Below are 20,678 nucleotides of genomic sequence, written 5' to 3'. Positions count from 1 at the left end.
TTATTTTGTGCTAATGCCTTTTCATAATTGAGCGCTCGGTAAAATTAGTAGAGCTTTACTCGGTAAATACTATCCATTGATTGAAGGACTACAGATAATCTATCATCATTATCAACAAACCAATAGCTTGCCGCAGGAATCGACGGGAGTGCTATAAGCTCAACAAAAGTTGAGGCGTCATAAACTGCTAGATTGGTAACTATAATATTATGCGCTTGATTATGATATCGGATATGTTCATTTTTCTTAGGAAAATAAGTTTCTTCGCCCGTAAAGGTATACAGTACTTCAGAAGTGTCATTTATCTTAATAACAGTGTTTCTAGCAAGCAGTGTTTCATTGACGCCATCAATGAAAATAGCCCGTTCTTGGTTACCGGAGTAATTGTAAGTATCGCGACTATCCGCCAGTGGAGTCGCAACAGCTTCAATCGCGAAAGGATCTAATGTTAATGAGAACAATTCATAACCACTGCTATCTGTATCCGACACATATAATAATTTATTGTCGTTTAATGGAGATTGAACAATGTTATTGACGTTAGCTAAAGCGTTGTTGGTAAGCGCAAAGTCTGTCGTTGACAAGTTAAATTGCTCAAGTGAATCATCATTTACAAATATAAGTTGATTAGCCGCGCACTTTTTAAGGCTATGAGCAGAGCCCGTTTGCTGATACGACTCAATAAACCTTAGCGTTTGGTGGTCATATGAAAATATTTGGTAGCTGTAATCGTCATAATTGAGACCCGTTAAAAATATACGTTCTTGATCAGCCGAGAAACAAATATGGTCAAAAATAATATTGGTTTCATTAGAAGCCTGAATTAAGTGACCTGTTTCAAGATCAAAGACTTTTATTACGGTATTGAAATCATTTATTGCAATAAGATGGTTGAACACAGATGAGTATCGAACCTGCTCTACGGTATGATCTAATGTAACTGCCTCACCGACAATGCCAACGATTTGTTTAACTGAGTGTCCGCCTGAACTTTGTTCAACATATTTTTCACTGGTTTTCAGTTTATAGTTTCCATCGTAATAAATATTATAAAAACCTTTAGATTCATTGGTATCAAAAGAAAGGGTAATGTTGTTTTCAGTTGCTAAAATAATGGGTTGGTAAAAAGAATTAGAGACCGAAAGAGTTGAAACTTGTATCGGAGTATTTGAATAACTACTATTAATAGATACTTTTTTATTAAATTTTATAATGACCTTTTCAACGGGATCATTTTCAATCGTCTCTTTAGTAATTGAAATAGCTTTAAACGGTGTTAACTCTTGGATAAAAGCTAGTGCTTGGGCATTATCATGTAAATTAAATAAGGCGGATGAAGTCCATGCTACTGTTTCTGCTTCACCTATAAGTTCTTGGTTAAGGTGCAATTGCATATATTTATTTGTGATAAATGTTAGCAATATTTCTTCATTTTGAGTGTTGGTCAGTCTAAAGGTTCCAGCAGGTGATTGTGATGCGTAACCTTTACCTGAATATGGCGAGGTAACGGTAGAGGTTAAAGTGGTCTCGAAGGCAAATAGTTTACTCGTTATTATACTGGTAATATCGACTTGGTAATGCGGATATTGATTACTACCTGGCGCGTTAATATGTTGATTAATTGTCGTTTGCTTTAGAGAGTCAGTAACAACCAATAAATCATCAGTTTTAACTTTAAAGTCGATTGCTTTTATATCAAGTTTTCTGTTTTTACTTTGATAATTTAAAACGAGATCTCCCTCTAAATCTTCAGTACTTGCGCTCCACGTTTGCTTGCTTGTTAGCAAAAGCTCAAACATTAACTCTAATGAAAGTGAAGGCTCTTCTATCGTAGAGATAATAAAGCGCGTAGAGGAAAACTTTGCACTTAGGCCCTTAATAAGGAAACTATCCGAGTAAGGACTCTTGCTGTCATCAAGTTGAATATCCTGCTGGGTAATATTAACTAAGGCAGTCACTGTTGTGGTTGAATTTTCTCTATCAATAATATCGGTTTGGTAACTACAGTTTGTAAAAACTAATTGGTAACTATTTTCTGTATCGTCAATAATTTTTTCAACGGTACCTGTACTATTACAGTCTCTAATTAAGATGTTTTCAGGTGCATGATGAAACCAAATAATTTCCTGTTCAATGATGTCTGCGGCATCAATACTCGCTTCGAGTAACACCGTACTCCAGATGGCAATATCACCAGCATTATCTTCTGTAAAAATCGCGTCGACAACAGGTGACGTTGGTACAGTAGGCTGCGGTGTCGTTATTTTTTCTGAACGTTCACCACTGCCACCACCACAAGAAGCTAAAAGAGCCAGTGATATTAAGCTCACTAAAAGAGAAGCAGTATAATTCATTCAAAAACATCCATTTGTTATAATTAATCCTAAATAGGCGAGACATTTATACCTAAAGATCAATATATTTACAATTGAAACGTTTCTTCTTTATTGGGGTAAATCAATAACCAAATTGAATTTTTCAGAGTTTTTCCATAGGTTAAGTAATACAGTAAATTCTGCTATTTCATGAGCAGATGCAGTTGAGCTGAGGATTTTTTCAGAGAGGGTATTCATTCGATCAAATTCATTGACATTCATCATTAACATTCCTTGTTATATGTCAATGAATTATGATTTAAATAATGAAAAAGGTATAGCTTTTAGTGAGTTAGTTTATGAATCTTTGTGACAAACGTTACTGAGAGCACCGCTTAATTAACGATTATTTGCCCAACGTCTCTTCCCTGGTCTTACTGAGCAAGTGCAGGTGCCTGACGCACACTCTTTAGTAAAATATAAATATTAACTCTATAGCGCTAAAGCCAACAAAGATTTATTGAAGAAAACGTTTAAATAATTTTACTGAAATCACTTGATTTTATATCACTTTTTCAGTTTTCGTTTGAGCTTTTCCTTTGTCAACATTGCTTGTGGAGACAGCCTTAATTCTGCGTTTAAGTCGACAACGGCGCTTTAGCCATTAGCCACAATAGTATCGCTATTTATATTTAAACTGCGTTTTATCGCTTTACGGCATAATTAGGCAATAAAGCAATGCGGTTGGCTAAACTGAAAGCAGCTTTCATTAGACGCTTACCTGTTAAATAGGTCTCATTAATTATCACCCATTTTTTGCCTGACGTCCTGAGAAAATAGCCGGAGTGTATACTAACTCTCGTAGTCGCCATCGGATAAATTAAAATACAAGACATGATTTTGGAGTGTTAAATCTAAATATTCAAATTCAGCCATGTTAAGTCCATAGTAAAAAATTTATTATTATCGATTAAAGATGAGACGTAGATATCGCAGGGGGCAGATAAACTTGCTAAACCAGTAAAGTGAATTTATCTTGGTACTTAGCTGTTATTCAACTATCAAATATTACATTCCATTTTTGTAAACGTTGAGAGTACCAACAACCCACTTTTAATTTAAAGGGTTAAGTAATTAACCTTTCAAGCATATTACATCATCAAAATCTCTGTGTTAAACTGCTAAAAAATAACCCAATCATGCAAGTACCTAACTCATAATGAATGCAGAAGAATTATTAATACAAGCAAAAGAGTCTTGCAAGAAGCGTGGTGCACGATTTACTTTGGCTCGCGAACAAGTATTTAAACTATTAACCGGACATAGCGGTGCTATTGGTGCTTATGATCTGCTTGATGAATTAAAGCTAATTGACCCAGCAGCAAAACCAGCAACCATCTATCGTGCTTTAGATTTCCTTGGTAAACAGGGCTTTGTTCATAAGATTGAGTCTATAAATGCTTTTGTGATGTGTCATCATTTCAGTGAGTGTAATCATCCCGTGCAATTACTTATTTGTGACCGTTGCGGACATGTTGAAGAAATTCAGTCTTCTAATTTAGACTTAGCTTTACGCTCGATGGCAGATGCAACCGGCTTTACCATTAGCCATCAAATTGTTGAAGCGCATGGTGCTTGTCAAAGCTGTAGTAAATAGCGTTATTATTCAGGAGTAATAATAACTTTAACACCCCCATTAAACTCATATTTAGAGCTATTGGTCGCATAAGAAGTACCCTCCCCCTTAACTCGGTGAACTTATTTATGCTATAAGTACACGGTTAAACATGCCCATATTATAAAATATTCAGGAAGCCTATGAAATATTCAATCAAGTCAGCGTTAATTTGCTTATTTGTTGTTGCCAGTGGTAGCGCAATAGCGAAAAACACCATTAGTAGCGATAAATTTCGTCAATTAGAAGAATCTTTACCAACACCCAACACTTATAGAACTGCGTCAGGCGCACCAGGTCACCAGTATTGGCAACAACAAGTTGATTATAAAATTAATATTCAACTTGATGATAAAACGCAAACCTTAACGGGTAGCGAAACAATGAGTTATACCAATAATTCCCCTGACACTTTACGCTACTTGTGGATACAGTTAGATCAAAACCGCTTAAAACGTGACTCTGATAATCGCTTAACAGCGACAGCTCCTAGTAAAAAAATAACTTATAGCGGATTGCGTGGCGCTATCGAATCAACTGAATTTGATGGCGGTAATACAATTACTGCAGTTACAGCATCAAACGGTAGTGCTCTTGACTATGTGATTAACGGCACAATGATGCGCGTTATCTTACCTAAGGCATTAAAACCCGGCGATGATGTTGAATTAAATATTAAGTGGAACTATAAGCTTCATGAACAAAAAGTGTTAGGTGGCCGTTCGGGTTACGAATACTTTAAAGAAGACGATAACTATTTATATGAACTTGCTGGCTGGTTTCCTCGCGCAGCAGCATACTATGACGTTATGGGCTGGCAAAATAAGCAGTTTTTAGGTAACGGCGAATTCACTTTAGAGTTTGGTGATTACGACGTTAAGATCACCGTTCCTGCTGATCATATTGTTGCCGCTACCGGTGAGTTACAAAATGAAAGCAAGGTCTTAACAAAAACACAACGTAAACGCTTAGAACAAGCTAAAAGCGCTAAGAAACCTGTGCTTATCGTTACCGTTGATGAAGCACTTGAAAACGAAAAATCTCGCTCAACAAAAACGAAAACCTGGCATTTTAAAGCTAAAAATGTTCGTGATTTTGCTTTCGCATCAAGCCGTAAATTTATTTGGGACGCTCAAGGTTATAAAGAAGGCGGTACCGATACCATGGCGATGTCTTTTTACCCTAATGAAGGTAATCCATTATGGGAAAAGTACTCAACTGAAGCTATTATCCATACCATGCAACAGTATAATAAATATACCTTTGCTTACCCATACCCAGTATCAATTTCAGTCAACGGACCCGTTGGTGGCATGGAATATCCGATGATCACTTTTAATGGTCCTCGCCCAACACTTGACAAAGAAACAGGTGAAAAAACCTATTCTCGTGGTACTAAATACGGCTTAGTTGGAGTAATTATTCACGAAGTGGGTCATAACTACTTTCCAATGATCGTTAACTCTGATGAGCGTCAATGGACTTGGATGGATGAAGGTTTAAACACTTTCCTACAGTTTTTAGCACAGCAAGCATGGGAAGAAGGTTATCCTTCACGTCGCGGTCATGCTGCTGACATTACTAATTACATGAAAAGTACTAACCAGGTACCTATTATGACCAACTCTGAATCAATTCTTCAGTTTGGTAATAATGCCTACGGTAAGCCAGCAACAGCATTAAATATTTTACGTGAAACCGTTATGGGCCGAGAATTATTTGATTTTGCCTTTAAGGAATATGCACAACGTTGGATGTTTAAACGCCCAACACCTTCAGACTTTTTCCGCACCATGGAAGATGCATCAGCCGTTGATTTAGATTGGTTCTGGCGTGGTTGGTTCTACACAACAGATCATGTTGATATCGCTTTAGGTAATATTCATTTATATCGTCCTAATAGCCAAAACCCTGATACAGAAGCCGCTTGGAATCGTGCCTTAGAAAGTGAAAAGCCGACATTCATTAGTGACCTTCGTGATAAAGGTCAATGGCTTAGAACAACTGACAAGCCTGAGTTGTTAGATTTTTACAACGAACATGACAAATTTACGGCAACCAATAAAGCACGTAATACCTATAACAGCGCAAATAAAAAGTTAGAGCAATGGCAAAAAGATCTCCTTGTTGATAAAAGAAATTTCTACATCGTTGATTTTGAAAATAAGGGTGGCTTGGTCATGCCTATTATTGTGCAATTAACTTTTGCAGATAAAACAACAAAACAAGTACATATTCCTGCAGAAATCTGGCGTAAAAACAGTAAAAATGTTTCTAAATTATTTATTACTGATAAAGAGATTACGGCTATCGCTATTGATCCAAACTGGGAGACAGCTGATGTAGATGTTAACAATAACTACTGGCCAACACGCCCTATTAAATCAAGCTTTGAATTATACAAACGTAAGAAAAAAGACATGATGCGTGACTATAATGTTAAATTAAAGTCAGCTGATGACGAAAAAGAAGACAAGGAAGAAGAAGATAAATAATGACAAAAACCTCATTATTTAAAAGCTTTATTGTTTGTTTATTGTGTGGCGTTGCGCTTTCAAGCGCAGCCCACCGATACTTCTTTGGATTAACTGATTTATCAGTTAATCCAAGAACCCATAACATAGAAGTTATTCATCAATTTACGGCTCACGATATTGATAATGCTATTGCTGAACAACAGCAAATACGCTTTTCAGCTGAGCATCCTGAATACGAAAAGTTAATTCAAAACTATGTTGAAGCACATTTCCAACTTATTGATGTTCAAGATAATAAAAAACAGCCAATAAAGCTCAATTGGATAGGTTTAGAAGTCGCTAAAGGTAACGTTTATATTTACCAAGAAGCTAATTTTGAAAACTTTTTATCCGGATTAGTGGTAAAAAATGATTTACTCATCGATACTTACCCTAAGCAAGTAAATACTGTAAATTATAAAAACGAAACAATTAGTGGCAGCTTAACTTTTTCGAAATCAGTTAAAATTGCAATAATAAAAAACAATAACTAGTAGGAACGATTTACATTTGCTAAATTAACATGCAAAATAAAATGACTAGTATAACTAAGCCCTTGGGAAACATTCATGAATGTAGAGTTTATCAATCCTTTTTTATCTTCAATGCTCAATGTAATGTCTACTATGGCACAAATGGAATTAGTACCTGAAAAACCTCGTTTGAAAAAAAATGAAATTGCTATGGGCGATGTGTCTGGTTTAATTGGTATGGTGAGTGCTCAAACAAAAGGCTCACTATCGATTACTTTTGAAGGAAAGTTAGCACTGGCCACCATGAAGAAAATGGTTGGCGAAGGTCCTGACGAAATTAATGAAGAAATTACCGATTTAGTCGGTGAAATTACTAATATGGTCACCGGTGGCGCTAAGCGTATGCTCAGTGAAAAAGGCTTTGAATTTGACATGGCAACGCCTATGGTTGTTTCTGGTCAAAATCATACGATTCACCACAAAGCTGATGGCCCTATTATTATTATTCCGTTAAATTCTGAATTTGGTAAAGCTTTTATTGAGTTCAGTTTCGATAAATAGTGAATTAAGTAATTTGTAGTCACTTTTAGTCATAAAGCAAAACCTCGTTTAGCAATAAACGAGGTTTTTTATTTTTTACGCCATATTTGGGTTATTGACTCAGTAACAACTGACAATTAATGACATTAGAGTAAATAGTGGCGGTTAAATGCTCTGTTAATACATTATTGGCGACTTTACCAAGAAGATCAGTTTGTGTGCTTAGTATTTAAAAAAGACCTTTACTGCGCTGACAAGGTGATTTGTACACGACGAGTAATATTACATAAGAGCTCATAGGGAATGGTAGTTGCACATAACGCTATTTCGGCAACAGATAACTGCTCTCCCCACAAAGTCACAACATCGCCAACCTGTTCTTGTGCATTTATGCCTAAATCAACGGTGATCATATCCATTGATACTCTCCCTACTAGAGGAACCCTTCGTCCATTGACCAAAACAGGTGTGCCGTTTTGAGCATGCCGAGGGTAACCATCACCGTAACCAATGGCAACAACACCAATAATAGTCTGTTGCTCACTTGTCCAAGCATTACCGTAACCGACTGATTCTCCAGCAGCTAATTCACGTACGGCAATCAAACTTGACTTCAGGGTCATTACTGGCAGAAGATCCAAAGTTATATCTTTATTGTGCAAAGCACTCTCTGGCGTACAAGTGAATAAATTTTCTGCTGTACTTTCAAAGGGTAAAGGAGAAATCCCGTATAATAATAACCCGGGACGAAGCCATTGGTAATGGCTTGCTGGCCATGCACAAATACCGGCAGAGTTTGCCAATGTTCGCTCTTCGTTACAACCTAACGTTACTTTTTCAAAGAGTGATATTTGTTGGCGAGTAGCCTGATTGCTTTTATCATCAGCACAACCTAAGTGACTCATTAACACAATGTTTTTTTGCACGTTTACTGAGTTTGTTAATTGCTGATAGAAATAGCTAAATTCCTCTGGATTTATACCTAAACGGTGCATACCGGTATCAATTTTTAGCCAAACCTTTAACGGAGAAGAAAGCGTTGCCGATAGAAGAGCATCAAGTTGCTGATGGTTATGAATAACCGTTTGTAAATTATTAACCGCAAATATAACTAAGTCTTTTGCATTAAAAAAACCTTCGAGCAAGACAATCGGTTGAGTAATACCTGAAGACCGTAATGCCAGCGCTTCATCAATTCTTGCCACGGCAATAGCATCAGCGGTGATCGATAAATGGCCGTGTTCATTTATTTTAGCTTGCTCAGAAAACAATGCGTGTGCAATACGTTCAAGGCCATGACCATAAGCATTGGCTTTTAAAACGGCTAGCACCTTTGCTGCCGGTGCAAGTGATTTTATCTGCGCTAAGTTGTGTTTGAGCGCAGATAAATTAATAATTGCCGTTGGGGTCGTTAATGCCATTAATCTTCATCTAATACATGCGGGCCGGCATAATTATCAAAGCGAGAAAACTGTCCTTGGAAAGTCAACGGAACACGACCAATGGGACCGTTACGTTGTTTACCAATAATGATTTCTGCCATACCTTTAAACTCTGAATCATCGTGATAAACCTCATCACGATAAATAAACATGATCAAATCGGCATCTTGCTCAATAGAGCCTGATTCACGAAGATCCGAGTTAATCGGCCGTTTATCTGAACGTTGCTCCAAACTACGGTTTAGCTGAGACAGTGCCACAACCGGCACTTGTAATTCTTTAGCTAATGCTTTTAATGACCGTGATATTTCAGCAATCTCTAAGGTGCGGTTATCAGCAAATTGTGGTGCGCGCATCAACTGTAAGTAATCGATCATGATCATACTTATACCGCCGTGGTCACGGGCGATGCGGCGCGCACGAGAGCGAACATCGGTTGGCGTTAAACCAGCGGCGTCATCAATAAACATCTTACCTTTATCAATAAGTAACCCCATGGTTGATGATAAACGCGCCCAATCTTCGTCACCCAATTGCCCCGTACGAATTTTGGTTTGGTCAATACGGCCTAATGAGGCTAGCATTCTCATCATCAGTTGTTCTGCAGGCATTTCTAAACTAAAAATCAATGCGGGTTTATCTTCAGTCATCGCTGCGTTTTCTGCGATGTTCATCGCAAAGGTAGTTTTACCCATTGACGGACGTGCAGCAACGATAATAAGATCTGACTTTTGAAAACCAGCAGTCATCTTATCTAAATCAGAAAAACCACTAGAAACCCCGGTAACACCATTATTTGGCGATGAACAAAGTTGCTCAATACGATCGACTGTTTTTTCTAATACCGAGGTAATGTTTTCTGGTCCTTCGGACTTGTTAGCCCGCTGTTCAGCGATAGCAAATATTTTAGTTTCAGCAAAATCGAGAAGCTCTGCACTGGCACGGCCTTGAGGATCATAACCCGCTTCAGCAATTTCATTCGCCACACTGATCATTTCACGAGTAACCGCACGTTCACGAACGATGTCAGCATAAGCGGTGATATTGGCCGCACTGGGTGTATTCCTCATCATTTCTGCAAGGTAAGCAAAGCCGCCAGCATCTTCAAGTCGTTGCTCGTTTTCTAAAGCTTCAGATAAGGTAATTAAATCGACAGGGTTGCCTAGTTCAATTAACGCAGCAATGGTTTCAAAAGTAATACGATGTGAACGACTATAAAAATCCTGAGCGACAACACGTTCGCCAACACGATCCCACGTCTCGTTATCGAGCAATAAACCGCCCAATACAGATTGCTCTGCCTCAAGCGAATGAGGTGGAACTTTTAAAGCATTCATTTGGCTATCTTGAGAATACTTTTTATCTTTGAAAAATTTATTTGGCTTGCGCTCTGCCATTTATATACCCTAAAACTCTATCGCAAATGCGAGATTAAAACTTTTGGTAGGTTAGCAGAATTTACTTTGAAACAGAATATAAATACGAGCCAGAAAGCGCCCTAACTCGTTCTATTTTTAATGCCAGAGTCATAAAGATTAATTGCTGACGCTAATATTGCCATTTACCGTATTTACACGTACGTTCGCGTTGGCACTACCGGTTTCAAAGTCTAATTTTGAGCTTGGTCCATACTTAGCTTTATTTGATTTTTGCGTGGTAATTTTATTAGTGATTTTACCACCAGCACTGGCTGATAACCGGAAGCTCGCTTGAACATTTTTCTGTAGCTTTAACGATAAACCACCACTAACACTCGACATCTTAACGACACCACCATCATTTAACGATAACCTTGCTGAAAGATCGCCACTGACATTTGCAACAGTAAGTTCGTCAGTCTCATTTAATCCTATGTTAATATCGCCACTGACATTTTCAATCGTCACTTCTTTTGCTGTTGATTGTGCGTCAATTTCGCCACTGACCACGCGTAAACTTAAACGCCCACTTGACTGACGATCTTTAATATTACCGCTAACACTCGACAAACTCACTTTTCCTGATAATTTGCTGCTGTTAATATCACCACTAACTGAAATTAATTCAATACGTTCACTCAAATTTACCGCTTTGATGTTACCACTTACGGTTTTTGCTTCGGCGCTGGCATGCAAGTTCTCAAAATTAATATCACTGGCAATCCCCTCAAAACTGACACGAATATTTTTAGGCATATGAATCGTTAATACAGAGCCTTTAGCATTGTTACCCCAGAAGTTGTTGCTATGATTTTCAAGCTCAACCTTAATTTTTACACGCGATCCTTGTTGCTTAAAGAGTAAACCTTCGGCGTCGTCTTCCAATTCTCCCTTTATCAAAATAGTGTTTTTGTCCCAACCAATAACCGTAATATTTCCGCGTAAATTTTCAATATTTACACTACTGACATCACTGACCAGTAATGACTTGTCAATCTGCTCACCCGCAAAGCTTGAACAAGCGGCTGAAAATAACATCATCGGAATAACTTTTTGTAAAACTCTCATAACTACCTCTTTATAATGTTATCTTTAAATACTCTGCCATTTAGGGCTGTATAGTTGGCTTAATAGATCTAATTCTTGTTTTTGGGTCCAACGTAATAAATTAAGTAAATCATTATTACTTGGGTCTTCATTTAGAGCCTTTTCAATCGTAGCTTGGGCTGAGCTTAGGTTTATTAACTCTTGTTGAATTTCTTTTGGCAGTGCCGATATTTTAGGCTGGCCAAAGCTAATCAACATCGATTGCTTGGTGTGCTTAAAATTTTCTTGCATTGCAGTTACTAAGGTCAGGGGTGAGTTATTTTGTTGCGCTAAATCCAGCGGCTGTTCTGAAAATTGAGGCGAAAAAGAAAACCAAGTAGCCAATACTGCGAGCACTAAAGATGCCGCCCATGCTGTAGGCATAAATACTTTTTTCACCGGTGATACAAAGACAGGTTTGTCTTGTGTTTTAACTTCAATCGCCCGTTCAATACCAGCCCATAAATCACGTTGTGGTGTCATTTCATCAGGTAATTTTGCCAGTGCTTTTTGTAAAGCTTGCTCTGATAATAATTTATTCATATCTCGATCCACTCCATTAACAAATTTCTAGCTCTATGGTATTGCGCTTTACTAGTACCTACTGCCATGTCGAGCATATTTGCAATTTCTTCATGGCGGTAACCTTCAACCGCGAACAACACAAAAACTAAGCGAGCTCTTTCAGGTAAACGAGCGATATGTTTATCTAATTCGGTTAGACCCGCACTATCTGGCATTTCTACGGCAATATCTGCCATGGTTTGATCTTCGATACTAAAGATACGTTGCAACCAGTTTTTATGTTTACGCAAGTGTCCAAGTACAATATTGTTGGTAACACTGTGTAACCAAGTAGAAAATTTACTTTCACCACGAAAATTAGCTATTTTTTGCCATAGTTGTACAAAAACCTCTTGGCAAACATCCTCTGCACTATCTTTATCTGCAAGCATGCGCCAGCAAATAGCATAAACTTTACGATGATACTGCTGATAGAGTTGATAAAAAGCCTGCTGATCACCCTGCTGTGCTCGACTAATAACTGCACGTTCTTTTGCAAGTTTTTCAGCAATAGTGGTCGGCGGTTCAGCGCAGTTTTTAATGTAAATAACTTTCGGGTTATCCAAAGGTTAACTCTCAATAATGGTGTCGTTATAAAGTAAGATACAGTATTTATGAAAAGGGTTTAAAGAAAAGCGAAAAATATTATCTTTTTGAGAACATAGCAAAGCTGAATGGTATTTCAATAGATTTATAGGCATAAAAAAAACGTCTTGCGACGCTTTTTTTACATTTTGATTTTAGCGCAAAATTACTTGCTGCTAAGTGCACCAAAACGTTTGTTGAATTTATCAACACGACCACCGGTCTCAGCAGCTTTTTGTTTGCCCGTGTAAAATGGGTGACAAGCTGAACATACGTCTAAGTGAATATCTTTTTTCGCTGTAGAACGAGTTACGATGATGTTACCGCAAGAACAAGTTGCCTTGAACTCAACATAATTAGGATGAATACCGTCTTTCATAGAAACCTCTGTATAAGGCCGTATCGCCACTTAGTCAGTCATTATTGCTGCTAAGCACCATACGAGTTAAAAATAATGGAGGAGAATTTTAAATCATCGACAGATGCTTAGCAATAGCCTAATGACACTAATTGCTAAAAAATGAACAATTAATCCGTTAAGGTGATTAAAGTTAAACTTTCTATAAAATCGTACTTGGCATATTAACAACAAGTCGGCAGAATAAGCTTAATTATCGTCAAAAAAGTACTCGTTATGCAGGTTAGTTATATTCAAGTCGCTATTCCTGTTCCTATGCGTCAGTTATTTACTTATATCGTCCCAAAAACCATCAGTAATGACGAGATTCAAATAGGCGCTCGTGTGATCGTGCCTTTTAGTCATAGAGAAGTTATTGGTATTATTATAAGTACCAGTGAAGTCTGCGATATTGACGACAAAAAACTTAAGCCGATTATTGGCTTAGTCAATGACAACTTTCGTTTTCCTCCCGCGCTGTTAAAGTTTTTACTGCGCTGTGCTGATTATTATCATCACCCTATTGGAGATGTCCTACAACTGGCTCTTCCCGTGTTGCTTCGTCAAGTTGAGCAACCTACTATTGATTTAGCAACCACTTGGCATTGTTTCTTGCTTGAGCAAGACAGTGAAGAAAAGTTGGTATTAGAAAAAATAGTTAAGCGAGCGCCCAAACAAGCCGAACTGCATAATGTCATTAAAACCCACCCGGGGCTAACTTGGGCAGAAATTAGAACATTAGGCTATACAAAAGCACAATTAAATACACTTGAAAAGAAAAAGTTAATTGAAGAAAGACAACAAAAAGCTGAAACCTTTGTCTATCACCAGGACGCTTTAGCTGAAAATGAAAAGCTAACCTTAACGGTTGAACAAGCGGTTATTGTTTCTGCGATAAAAGCGTCCTTTGATCAGTTTTCTTGTCATTTAGTAGACGGTGTCACCGGTAGTGGTAAAACCGAAGTTTATTTACAAGCGATGGAAAAAACTCTCGCCGCCAATAAACAAGTACTGGTATTAGTGCCTGAAATTGGTCTAACACCACAAATGCTCAGTCGGTTTGAACAACGCTTTAATTTACCTATTTGCTTGCACCACTCAGGATTAAACGACAAAGAACGTTTACAAACTTGGCTGGCTGCACAACGGGGCACCGCCGCAATAATTATTGGCACGCGTTCAGCCGTTTTTGCGCCGCTACATCATTTAGGTTTAATTATTGTTGATGAAGAGCACGATGGCTCTTTTAAGCAACAAGACAGTTTTCGTTATCACGCGCGCGACATTGCTATTTTACGCGCGGGTCAGTTAAATATTCCCATTGTACTCGGTAGTGCCACGCCTAGTTTAGAAACGCTACAAAATGCATTGTCGGGTAAATATCAATATCATCAATTAACTAAAAGACCCGGTCAAAGTACTCAAGCCAAAATCAGTCTTATTAATGTTGCCCAACAGCAAATGGAACATGGCTTATCAGGTACACTGAAAAAGGCGATTGAAACAACACTTAAACGCGGTGAACAAGCCTTAATATTTTTAAATCGCCGTGGTTATGCGCCAGCGATTAATTGTCAAGAGTGTCACTGGGTAGCCGATTGTCAGCGTTGCAATAAACCTTATACTTTGCACCAAGGGAAAAAATTATTAATTTGTCACCACTGTAGTAGTCAAAAGCGTATCCCATACCAGTGTCCTAGTTGCGGAAGTGTCCGTATTAAACCCATGGGGCAAGGTACAGAACAATTAGAAGAGCGCATCGGCGAACTTTTTGCCGACTATAGTACCGTAAGAATCGATCGCGACAGTACTCGTAAAAAAGGTGAATTGGCAAAATTATTACAGGAAGTCAGTGATAAAAAACATCAGTTACTGATTGGCACACAAATGTTAGCAAAGGGACATCACTTCCCTGATGTAACACTGGTTGCGGTATTAGACGTTGATGGCGCACTATTTAGTTTTGACTTTCGCGCCGCCGAGCACATGGCACAATTATTAGTGCAGGTTGCTGGCCGTGCAGGTCGAGAAAGTAAGCCCGGTAAAGTTTTAGTACAAACCAACTTCCCTGAACATCCATTACTGCAAGATTTAGTCAACAACGGTTACCCACACTTTGCTAAATATGCGTTAACTGAGCGCAAACAGGCCTTATTACCGCCGTTTAGTTATCAAGCACTTTTTCGCGCAGAAGCTAACTATCCTTCTTATCCTGAAAAATTTCTCAGTGCATTAACCGAATTCACTTTTGATGGCTGCCAATTTGCCGGTCCAGTGCCAGCTGCGATGGAGAAAAAAGCGGGTAAATATCGCTATCATTTAATTGTACAAGCTAAATCACGCAAGCAACTTCATCTTGCTATTTATCAGCTGGTTAACGCTATCTCTCAGAATGAATGGCAGAAAAAAGTACGCTGGACAGTCGATGTTGATCCACTTGATTTAAGTTGGTAATTTTAAGTAATAAGTCTTCTGTTACAATTTTCTTTTTAAACTAGTGTCATTTCCTTACCAGTTGGTTAAAATCACCCGACGTTTACCAGTATATTATTATTTCATGGCTCATCAAGATTACGTTTCCCGCGCACAAAACAAAAAGAAAAGTCCCTATAAAGGTAAGGTAGCGCCTAAACCAACCTTGACCTTAAAGTTTAAGCTTTCACTCTTTTTAGTCATATTATTGATCGGTGGTTTTATTTACGGATTATGGTCGATAAAAGACAATAAACCGCCAGTCTCTCCAGTAAAAATAGTTAAAGAAGCCCCACAAGCTTTGAAACAAAAAGCATTACCCGCTCCACCAAAAGAGATATGGGCATATGTTGACAACCTAAAGAGTAAAGAAGTTGAAGTGGGTAAATATGAAGTTAAGGATAAAGGGCCGTACAAAATGCAGTGCGCGTCGTTTAGAACGATGAGACAAGCCGAAGTATTAAAAGCCAATATAGCCTTTACTGGCTTAGCGGCTCAAATAAGTGAATCTAAAGGTAAAAACGGTATTTATTATAAAGTATTTTTAGGTCCTTATGAGCGTAAACGTGAAGCAGAAAAAGATAAGCATAAGCTAAAAAGTAATAATGTTAATGGCTGCCAAATTTGGCTTTGGAAATAAAATCGAACGGATTAATGAACAATAAATTAGTCCGATTGACATAATAGACACATTTATCTAGCTCCCTCCTTGAAAAAGTCATAATTAGCCTTATCTATTCTCCATAGATATAAATAAATATTTGAGGTTAATTGTGACAACTATCGTATCCGTAAGACGTAATGGCAAAGTAGCAATTGGTGGTGATGGCCAAGTATCACTTGGAAATACCGTAATGAAAGGTAATGCTCGCAAAGTTCGTCGTTTATATAACGGCAAGGTCCTTGCTGGTTTTGCTGGCGGCACTGCTGATGCTTTTACTTTATTTGAGCGCTTTGAAAGTAAACTTGAACAACACCAAGGCCATTTAACTAAAGCCGCTGTTGAGCTAGCTAAAGACTGGCGAAGTGACCGCGCCTTAAGAAAATTAGAGGCTTTACTTGCTGTTGCAGACGAAACAGCTTCATTAATCATCACCGGCAATGGCGATGTTATACAACCAGAGAATGACTTAATTGCTATCGGTAGTGGTGGTAACTTTGCACAGTCGGCAGCAACTGCACTGTTAGAGAATACCGAGCTTTCTGCGATTGAAATTGTTGAAAAGTCATTAAAAATTGCTGGCGACATTTGTGTATTCACCAATCATCAACATACGATTGACGAGCTATAAATCTCGACTTTCGTCTCGCTTAGTAAGTGTATCAAATAAGTAAAATGCTTAAGGAATTATCATGTCGAATATGACACCACGTGAAATAGTCAGTGAATTAGACAGCCACATTATTGGTCAAAGTGATGCCAAACGTGCTGTAGCCATCGCCTTAAGAAATCGCTGGCGCAGAATGCAGTTAAACGAAGAGTTACGCACCGAAGTTACCCCTAAAAACATTCTAATGATCGGTCCAACAGGGGTTGGTAAAACAGAAATAGCAAGGCGTCTGGCCAAGCTTGCCAACGCTCCTTTTATTAAAGTTGAAGCAACTAAATTTACTGAAGTCGGCTATGTTGGCAAAGAAGTCGAAACGATTATTCGTGACTTAGCTGATATGGCAATAAAGATGACCAAAGAGCAAGAAATGGCTCGGGTAAAACATATCGCAGAAGAAGCCGCTGAAGAACGAATTTTAGATATATTATTACCGCCACCACGAGACGGTTTTGGCGCTGATGGAGCGACCGATAATAGCAGTACTCGTCAAGCTTTTCGCAAAAAGTTTCGTGAAGGTCAACTTGACGATAAAGAAATAGAATTAGATTTAGCTGCCCCACAAATGGGGGTTGAAATAATGGCTCCTCCTGGTATGGAAGAGATGACTTCGCAGCTACAAAATATGTTTCAGGGCATGTCTAATGAAAAAACCAGTAAGCGTAAATTAAAAATTAAAGATGCTTTTAAAGCGTTGCAAGAAGAAGAAGCCGCCAAAATTGTTAACAATGACGATATCAAAGAAAAGGCTATTTATGCTGTAGAGCAAAATGGCATCGTTTTTATCGATGAAATTGACAAGATTTGTAAGCGTGGTGATAGTTCAGGTCCAGATGTTTCTCGCGAAGGGGTACAACGAGACTTACTCCCACTGATTGAGGGCTCAACAGTAAGTACTAAGCATGGCATGATTAAAACAGACCATATTTTATTTATTGCTTCAGGCGCATTCCAGATGGCAAAACCATCTGATTTGATCCCTGAATTGCAAGGTCGATTGCCGATCCGTGTCGAGTTACAAGCGCTAACTACCCATGATTTTGTTAGAATTTTAACTGAACCAAACGCATCATTAACTGAACAATATATTGCTTTGTTAGCAACAGAAGGTGTACATGTTTCTTTTAGTGAAGATGGCATTCAGGCAATCGCTAATGCCGCATGGCAAGTTAATGAAAGTACAGAAAACATTGGCGCAAGACGCTTACATACTATGATGGAACGTTTAATCGAAGACCTATCATTTAATGCTGATAAGCGTGCTGGGGAAGTCATTATAATTGATCAAAAATACGTAGATGACACTATTTCTGAATTAGTTAAAAATGAAGATTTAAGCCGTTTTATTCTATAGAAAGAAAAGAGTAGGAAGTTAACTTCCTACTCTTTTAGCCAATATAAGCGCAGGAATTAATGAAAATCATTCAGTTTACGCTTGATCGCAAGCAAAAAAAATTAACCCTTAATTTTGATAGTAACCTTCAACTTAGTTTCTCCTTTGAATACCTAAGAGTATTTTCTCCCGTAGAAACGAAAGCTAAAAATGGCGTTAAAATACCAGAAGTGTTTCATAAAAAAGACGTGCTATTAACTGATATTGAACCGCTAGGTAAGCATGGCCACCGCTTAGTATTTGATGACAAGCACGGCGCTATTTTCACTGACCAAACATTCAAAAATCTCTTTGATAATTACGACATTAATTGGCAAAGCTATTGTTCAAGTTTAACCACAAGCCAAAATAGAGAAGCGTCGATTAGTTTTGTTGAAGTGAAATAGAATAAGTTAACACGAACATTCAAGATGGTTTTTATTTAGCGAATTTTGCCTAGTAATAACTAGACAGAGATAACGTTTTCTCTTGAAAATACCTGTTCGGTATCTTCAAGAGAAAAGTATATTTCTAAACTTTAAACTGACTCACTTCATTATTCAACACTGCCGCTTGCTGAGATAACTCTTCACTCATTTGTGCATTTTGATGAGATATTAGCCCGGCTTGTTCGGCGACGTCTCTTATCTCAACCACATGTTGATTAACTTCAGAAGCGACCGTACTTTGCTCTTGAATGGCTGATGCGATAGCTGTATTCATCTCCATGATGGTTGAAACATCATAGGTTATTTCTTCTAGCATTTTACCCGCTGAGCTTGCTTGGTCTGCGCTGTCTTGGCCTTGTGTTCGGCAAATAGCCATATGAGAAACAATTTCTTTGGTTCGTCCTTGCAATGAACTAATAATCGTTTCAATTTCTTGTGTCGAATCTTGAGTCCGACTGGCTAATGTTCTAACTTCATCAGCAACCACAGCAAAGCCACGCCCTTGTTCACCCGCCCTGGCAGCTTCGATAGCCGCATTTAACGCCAGTAAGTTTGTTTGCTCTGCTATGCCTCGAATAACATCTAATACTGAACCAATAGTATCGCTATCTTTAGCAAGTTCGTGCACTATATTTTCTGACTCCCTTAACTTTTCAGAAAGCTCATCAATTTTCGCAATAGTTTGCTCAACCCCTTCTTTACCACTAATCGCATTATTGTTGGTTGCTTCAGCTTTACTCGCAGCGGCATTGGTATTATTAGCAATTTCATCAACGGTCGCAACCATTTGAGTCACCGCGGTAGCGACCATATCCGTTTGTTGAATTTGTGAGTCGACTCCGGCATTAGCAAGGTGAATATTTTTTGATAAACTATCTGTTGCTTCGTGCACAGTATCAACAGAAAGGTTAACGGCCGTAATTAAGTTTCTAAACTTACCCAGCATATTATTAAAAATAGTGGCCATTTCGCCGAGTTCATCATCACTGTGAGTAGATACGGTCAACGATAAATCCTGAGTATCAGCCACTTTTTTCATGGTCTCGTTTAGCTGATTTATGCTTAATAAAATACTTCTACTGACAAAAAAGGCAAAACTAATGGCAATAATTAATACCGTAAAAAAGACACCGTAAGCAACCAAGTCAACAAATTTGGTGTGCTCAACAACCTGATCTTTACTCAGTAAAACAAGTTTATCTAAAATTTCATCCACTTGATGAACAGCGTTGCGCATATCACCTTTTAAACCTTCTTTAGCGGTGAAGCCAAGCCGTTTTTGTCCGGCAACAAAGTCTGTAAATGCTTGTTCATAGAGAGAGATATTATCAATAGCTTGTGATTTAGCATCACTGGATAAATCGCTTACGTTTATGTTTTGAACAAAAGAACTGGCATTATTCTTCCAACGGTCGACGTATTTCGCATCGAGACGTAACATAAAGTCTTTCTCATTGCGTCTAAGTTGTAGCATATTGCTCAGCAATTTATAGTCACTATCACCAATCGACTCTTCAACTACATGAACAGCAGATCTTAATGAGCCGTAGAGACCATCGGTTGAAGATAAGCCAAGATCTTTTTGTGCATCAACTAAGTCTTTAAAAAACCCTTGATAATCATTTAGCACGGCGCGAAGCTTATTTAATCTAGGAAGGTCTTCGCCTATCGTTTCGTAAGCTTGCTCAAGTGAACTAATCTCTCTTATAAGCTCAGCATACTTTTCATTAAACGCCTTAAAATACTTGATATCTTTTCTGGCTAAAAAATCTTTTTCATTACGACGCAACTGTAAAATCTCGGTTTGGATATTACCAATTTCTCGAGCAATTTTTATATCAGTTTCCAAAGACGACATAGTAAAATTAAGTAAACCCAACATAAAGACCATTGATAAGACCAAAATACCGGTGTTAGCAATAAGCTTGTGCTTGATTAGCATAAAGGAGATCCTAAAAATATTAATAGATTTATATCTTTATTATAGGCAGAAAATTAAAATTTGAAACAAATTTATAGGTTTTTTTATATGAAATAATAAGATGA

General features: G+C 38.0%; 18 protein-coding genes. 9 read left to right on the top strand and 9 right to left on the bottom strand.

What is annotated here, in order from left to right:
• Nucleotides 1-44: 44 nt before the first annotated feature.
• Both H4J67_RS07095 and H4J67_RS07090 read right to left on the bottom strand, forming a co-directional pair.
• Nucleotides 45-2,354: a hypothetical protein gene (locus H4J67_RS07095; protein ID WP_182203271.1), complete on the bottom strand. Its 2,310-nt coding sequence runs from the start codon at nt 2,352-2,354 to the stop codon at nt 45-47.
• Nucleotides 2,355-2,444: 90 nt separating this feature from the next.
• Nucleotides 2,445-2,600 carry a hypothetical protein gene (locus H4J67_RS07090; protein WP_182176471.1) on the bottom strand — a complete coding sequence of 52 codons (156 nt, stop codon included), beginning with the start codon at nt 2,598-2,600 and terminating at the stop codon, nt 2,445-2,447.
• Nucleotides 2,601-3,534: 934 nt separating this feature from the next.
• Between H4J67_RS07090 and zur the strand changes: the two genes are divergently transcribed.
• From zur to H4J67_RS07070, 4 genes are all read left to right on the top strand, one after another.
• Nucleotides 3,535-3,972, top strand: coding sequence for a zinc uptake transcriptional repressor Zur (gene zur, locus H4J67_RS07085; RefSeq protein WP_070374992.1), 438 nt, complete (start codon nt 3,535-3,537; stop codon nt 3,970-3,972).
• Between the two features lie 161 nt (nt 3,973-4,133).
• Nucleotides 4,134-6,485 carry a M1 family metallopeptidase gene (locus H4J67_RS07080; RefSeq protein ID WP_182176472.1) on the top strand — a complete coding sequence of 784 codons (2,352 nt, stop codon included), beginning with the start codon at nt 4,134-4,136 and terminating at the stop codon, nt 6,483-6,485.
• Nucleotides 6,485-7,000, top strand: a complete 516-nt coding sequence (locus H4J67_RS07075; RefSeq protein WP_182176473.1) for a DUF6702 family protein — start codon at nt 6,485-6,487, stop codon at nt 6,998-7,000. Before H4J67_RS07080 ends, H4J67_RS07075 begins: the two co-directional genes overlap by 1 nt.
• 75 nt (nt 7,001-7,075) lie before the next feature.
• The gene (locus tag H4J67_RS07070) at nt 7,076-7,540 is read left to right on the top strand and encodes a chemotaxis protein CheX (protein WP_182176474.1); all 465 of its coding nucleotides are present in this window, start codon (nt 7,076-7,078) and stop codon (nt 7,538-7,540) included.
• Nucleotides 7,541-7,761: 221 nt separating this feature from the next.
• Here the strand turns inward: H4J67_RS07070 and alr are convergent, their stop codons facing one another.
• The 6 genes from alr to rpmE form a co-directional block, all read right to left on the bottom strand.
• A complete protein-coding gene (gene alr / locus H4J67_RS07065) occupies nt 7,762-8,940 on the bottom strand; it encodes an alanine racemase (protein ID WP_182203269.1) in 1,179 nt (392 codons plus the stop codon).
• Nucleotides 8,940-10,358 (bottom strand): replicative DNA helicase, encoded by a 1,419-nt coding sequence (gene dnaB, locus H4J67_RS07060; RefSeq protein ID WP_070374997.1) that lies wholly within the window; start codon nt 10,356-10,358, stop codon nt 8,940-8,942. The genes alr and dnaB overlap by 1 nt, the downstream gene beginning before the upstream one ends.
• Nucleotides 10,359-10,496: 138 nt before the next feature.
• Nucleotides 10,497-11,447, bottom strand: coding sequence for a DUF4097 family beta strand repeat-containing protein (locus tag H4J67_RS07055; RefSeq protein ID WP_182203267.1), 951 nt, complete (start codon nt 11,445-11,447; stop codon nt 10,497-10,499).
• Between the two features lie 24 nt (nt 11,448-11,471).
• Nucleotides 11,472-12,008, bottom strand: a complete 537-nt coding sequence (locus H4J67_RS07050; RefSeq protein ID WP_182203265.1) for a hypothetical protein — start codon at nt 12,006-12,008, stop codon at nt 11,472-11,474.
• Nucleotides 12,005-12,541 carry an RNA polymerase sigma factor gene (locus H4J67_RS07045; protein ID WP_182176542.1) on the bottom strand — a complete coding sequence of 179 codons (537 nt, stop codon included), beginning with the start codon at nt 12,539-12,541 and terminating at the stop codon, nt 12,005-12,007. The genes H4J67_RS07050 and H4J67_RS07045 overlap by 4 nt, the downstream gene beginning before the upstream one ends.
• A gap of 239 nt (nt 12,542-12,780) precedes the next feature.
• A complete protein-coding gene (gene rpmE, locus H4J67_RS07040; RefSeq protein WP_070374999.1) occupies nt 12,781-12,993 on the bottom strand; it encodes a 50S ribosomal protein L31 in 213 nt (70 codons plus the stop codon).
• A gap of 255 nt (nt 12,994-13,248) precedes the next feature.
• Between rpmE and priA the strand changes: the two genes are divergently transcribed.
• The 5 genes from priA to H4J67_RS07015 all read left to right on the top strand — a co-directional run bounded on the left by priA (nt 13,249) and on the right by H4J67_RS07015 (nt 18,590).
• Complete coding sequence (gene priA, locus H4J67_RS07035) at nt 13,249-15,465, top strand: primosomal protein N' (protein ID WP_182203263.1); 2,217 nt, start codon at nt 13,249-13,251, stop codon at nt 15,463-15,465.
• A gap of 103 nt (nt 15,466-15,568) precedes the next feature.
• Nucleotides 15,569-16,123, top strand: coding sequence for an SPOR domain-containing protein (locus H4J67_RS07030; RefSeq protein WP_182176479.1), 555 nt, complete (start codon nt 15,569-15,571; stop codon nt 16,121-16,123).
• A gap of 133 nt (nt 16,124-16,256) precedes the next feature.
• On the top strand, nt 16,257-16,775 hold the full coding sequence (gene hslV, locus H4J67_RS07025; protein WP_070375002.1) for an ATP-dependent protease subunit HslV: 519 nt from the start codon (nt 16,257-16,259) through the stop codon (nt 16,773-16,775).
• Nucleotides 16,776-16,836: 61 nt separating this feature from the next.
• Nucleotides 16,837-18,165 (top strand): HslU--HslV peptidase ATPase subunit, encoded by a 1,329-nt coding sequence (gene hslU / locus H4J67_RS07020; RefSeq protein WP_070375003.1) that lies wholly within the window; start codon nt 16,837-16,839, stop codon nt 18,163-18,165.
• Between the two features lie 59 nt (nt 18,166-18,224).
• Nucleotides 18,225-18,590, top strand: a complete 366-nt coding sequence (locus H4J67_RS07015) for a gamma-butyrobetaine hydroxylase-like domain-containing protein (RefSeq protein WP_182176480.1) — start codon at nt 18,225-18,227, stop codon at nt 18,588-18,590.
• Between the two features lie 124 nt (nt 18,591-18,714).
• On the opposite strand, the gene H4J67_RS07010 is transcribed toward H4J67_RS07015, so the two are convergent.
• Nucleotides 18,715-20,574, bottom strand: coding sequence for a methyl-accepting chemotaxis protein (locus tag H4J67_RS07010; RefSeq protein WP_182176481.1), 1,860 nt, complete (start codon nt 20,572-20,574; stop codon nt 18,715-18,717).
• Nucleotides 20,575-20,678: the final 104 nt, after the last annotated feature.

Origin of the sequence: Colwellia sp. BRX10-4, assembly GCF_014077465.1 — a bacterium.
Lineage (GTDB): Bacteria > Pseudomonadota > Gammaproteobacteria > Enterobacterales > Alteromonadaceae > Colwellia_A.
The sequence above is the reverse complement of the archived record's forward strand: the minus strand, read 5'-3'. Positions and strand labels throughout refer to the sequence as shown.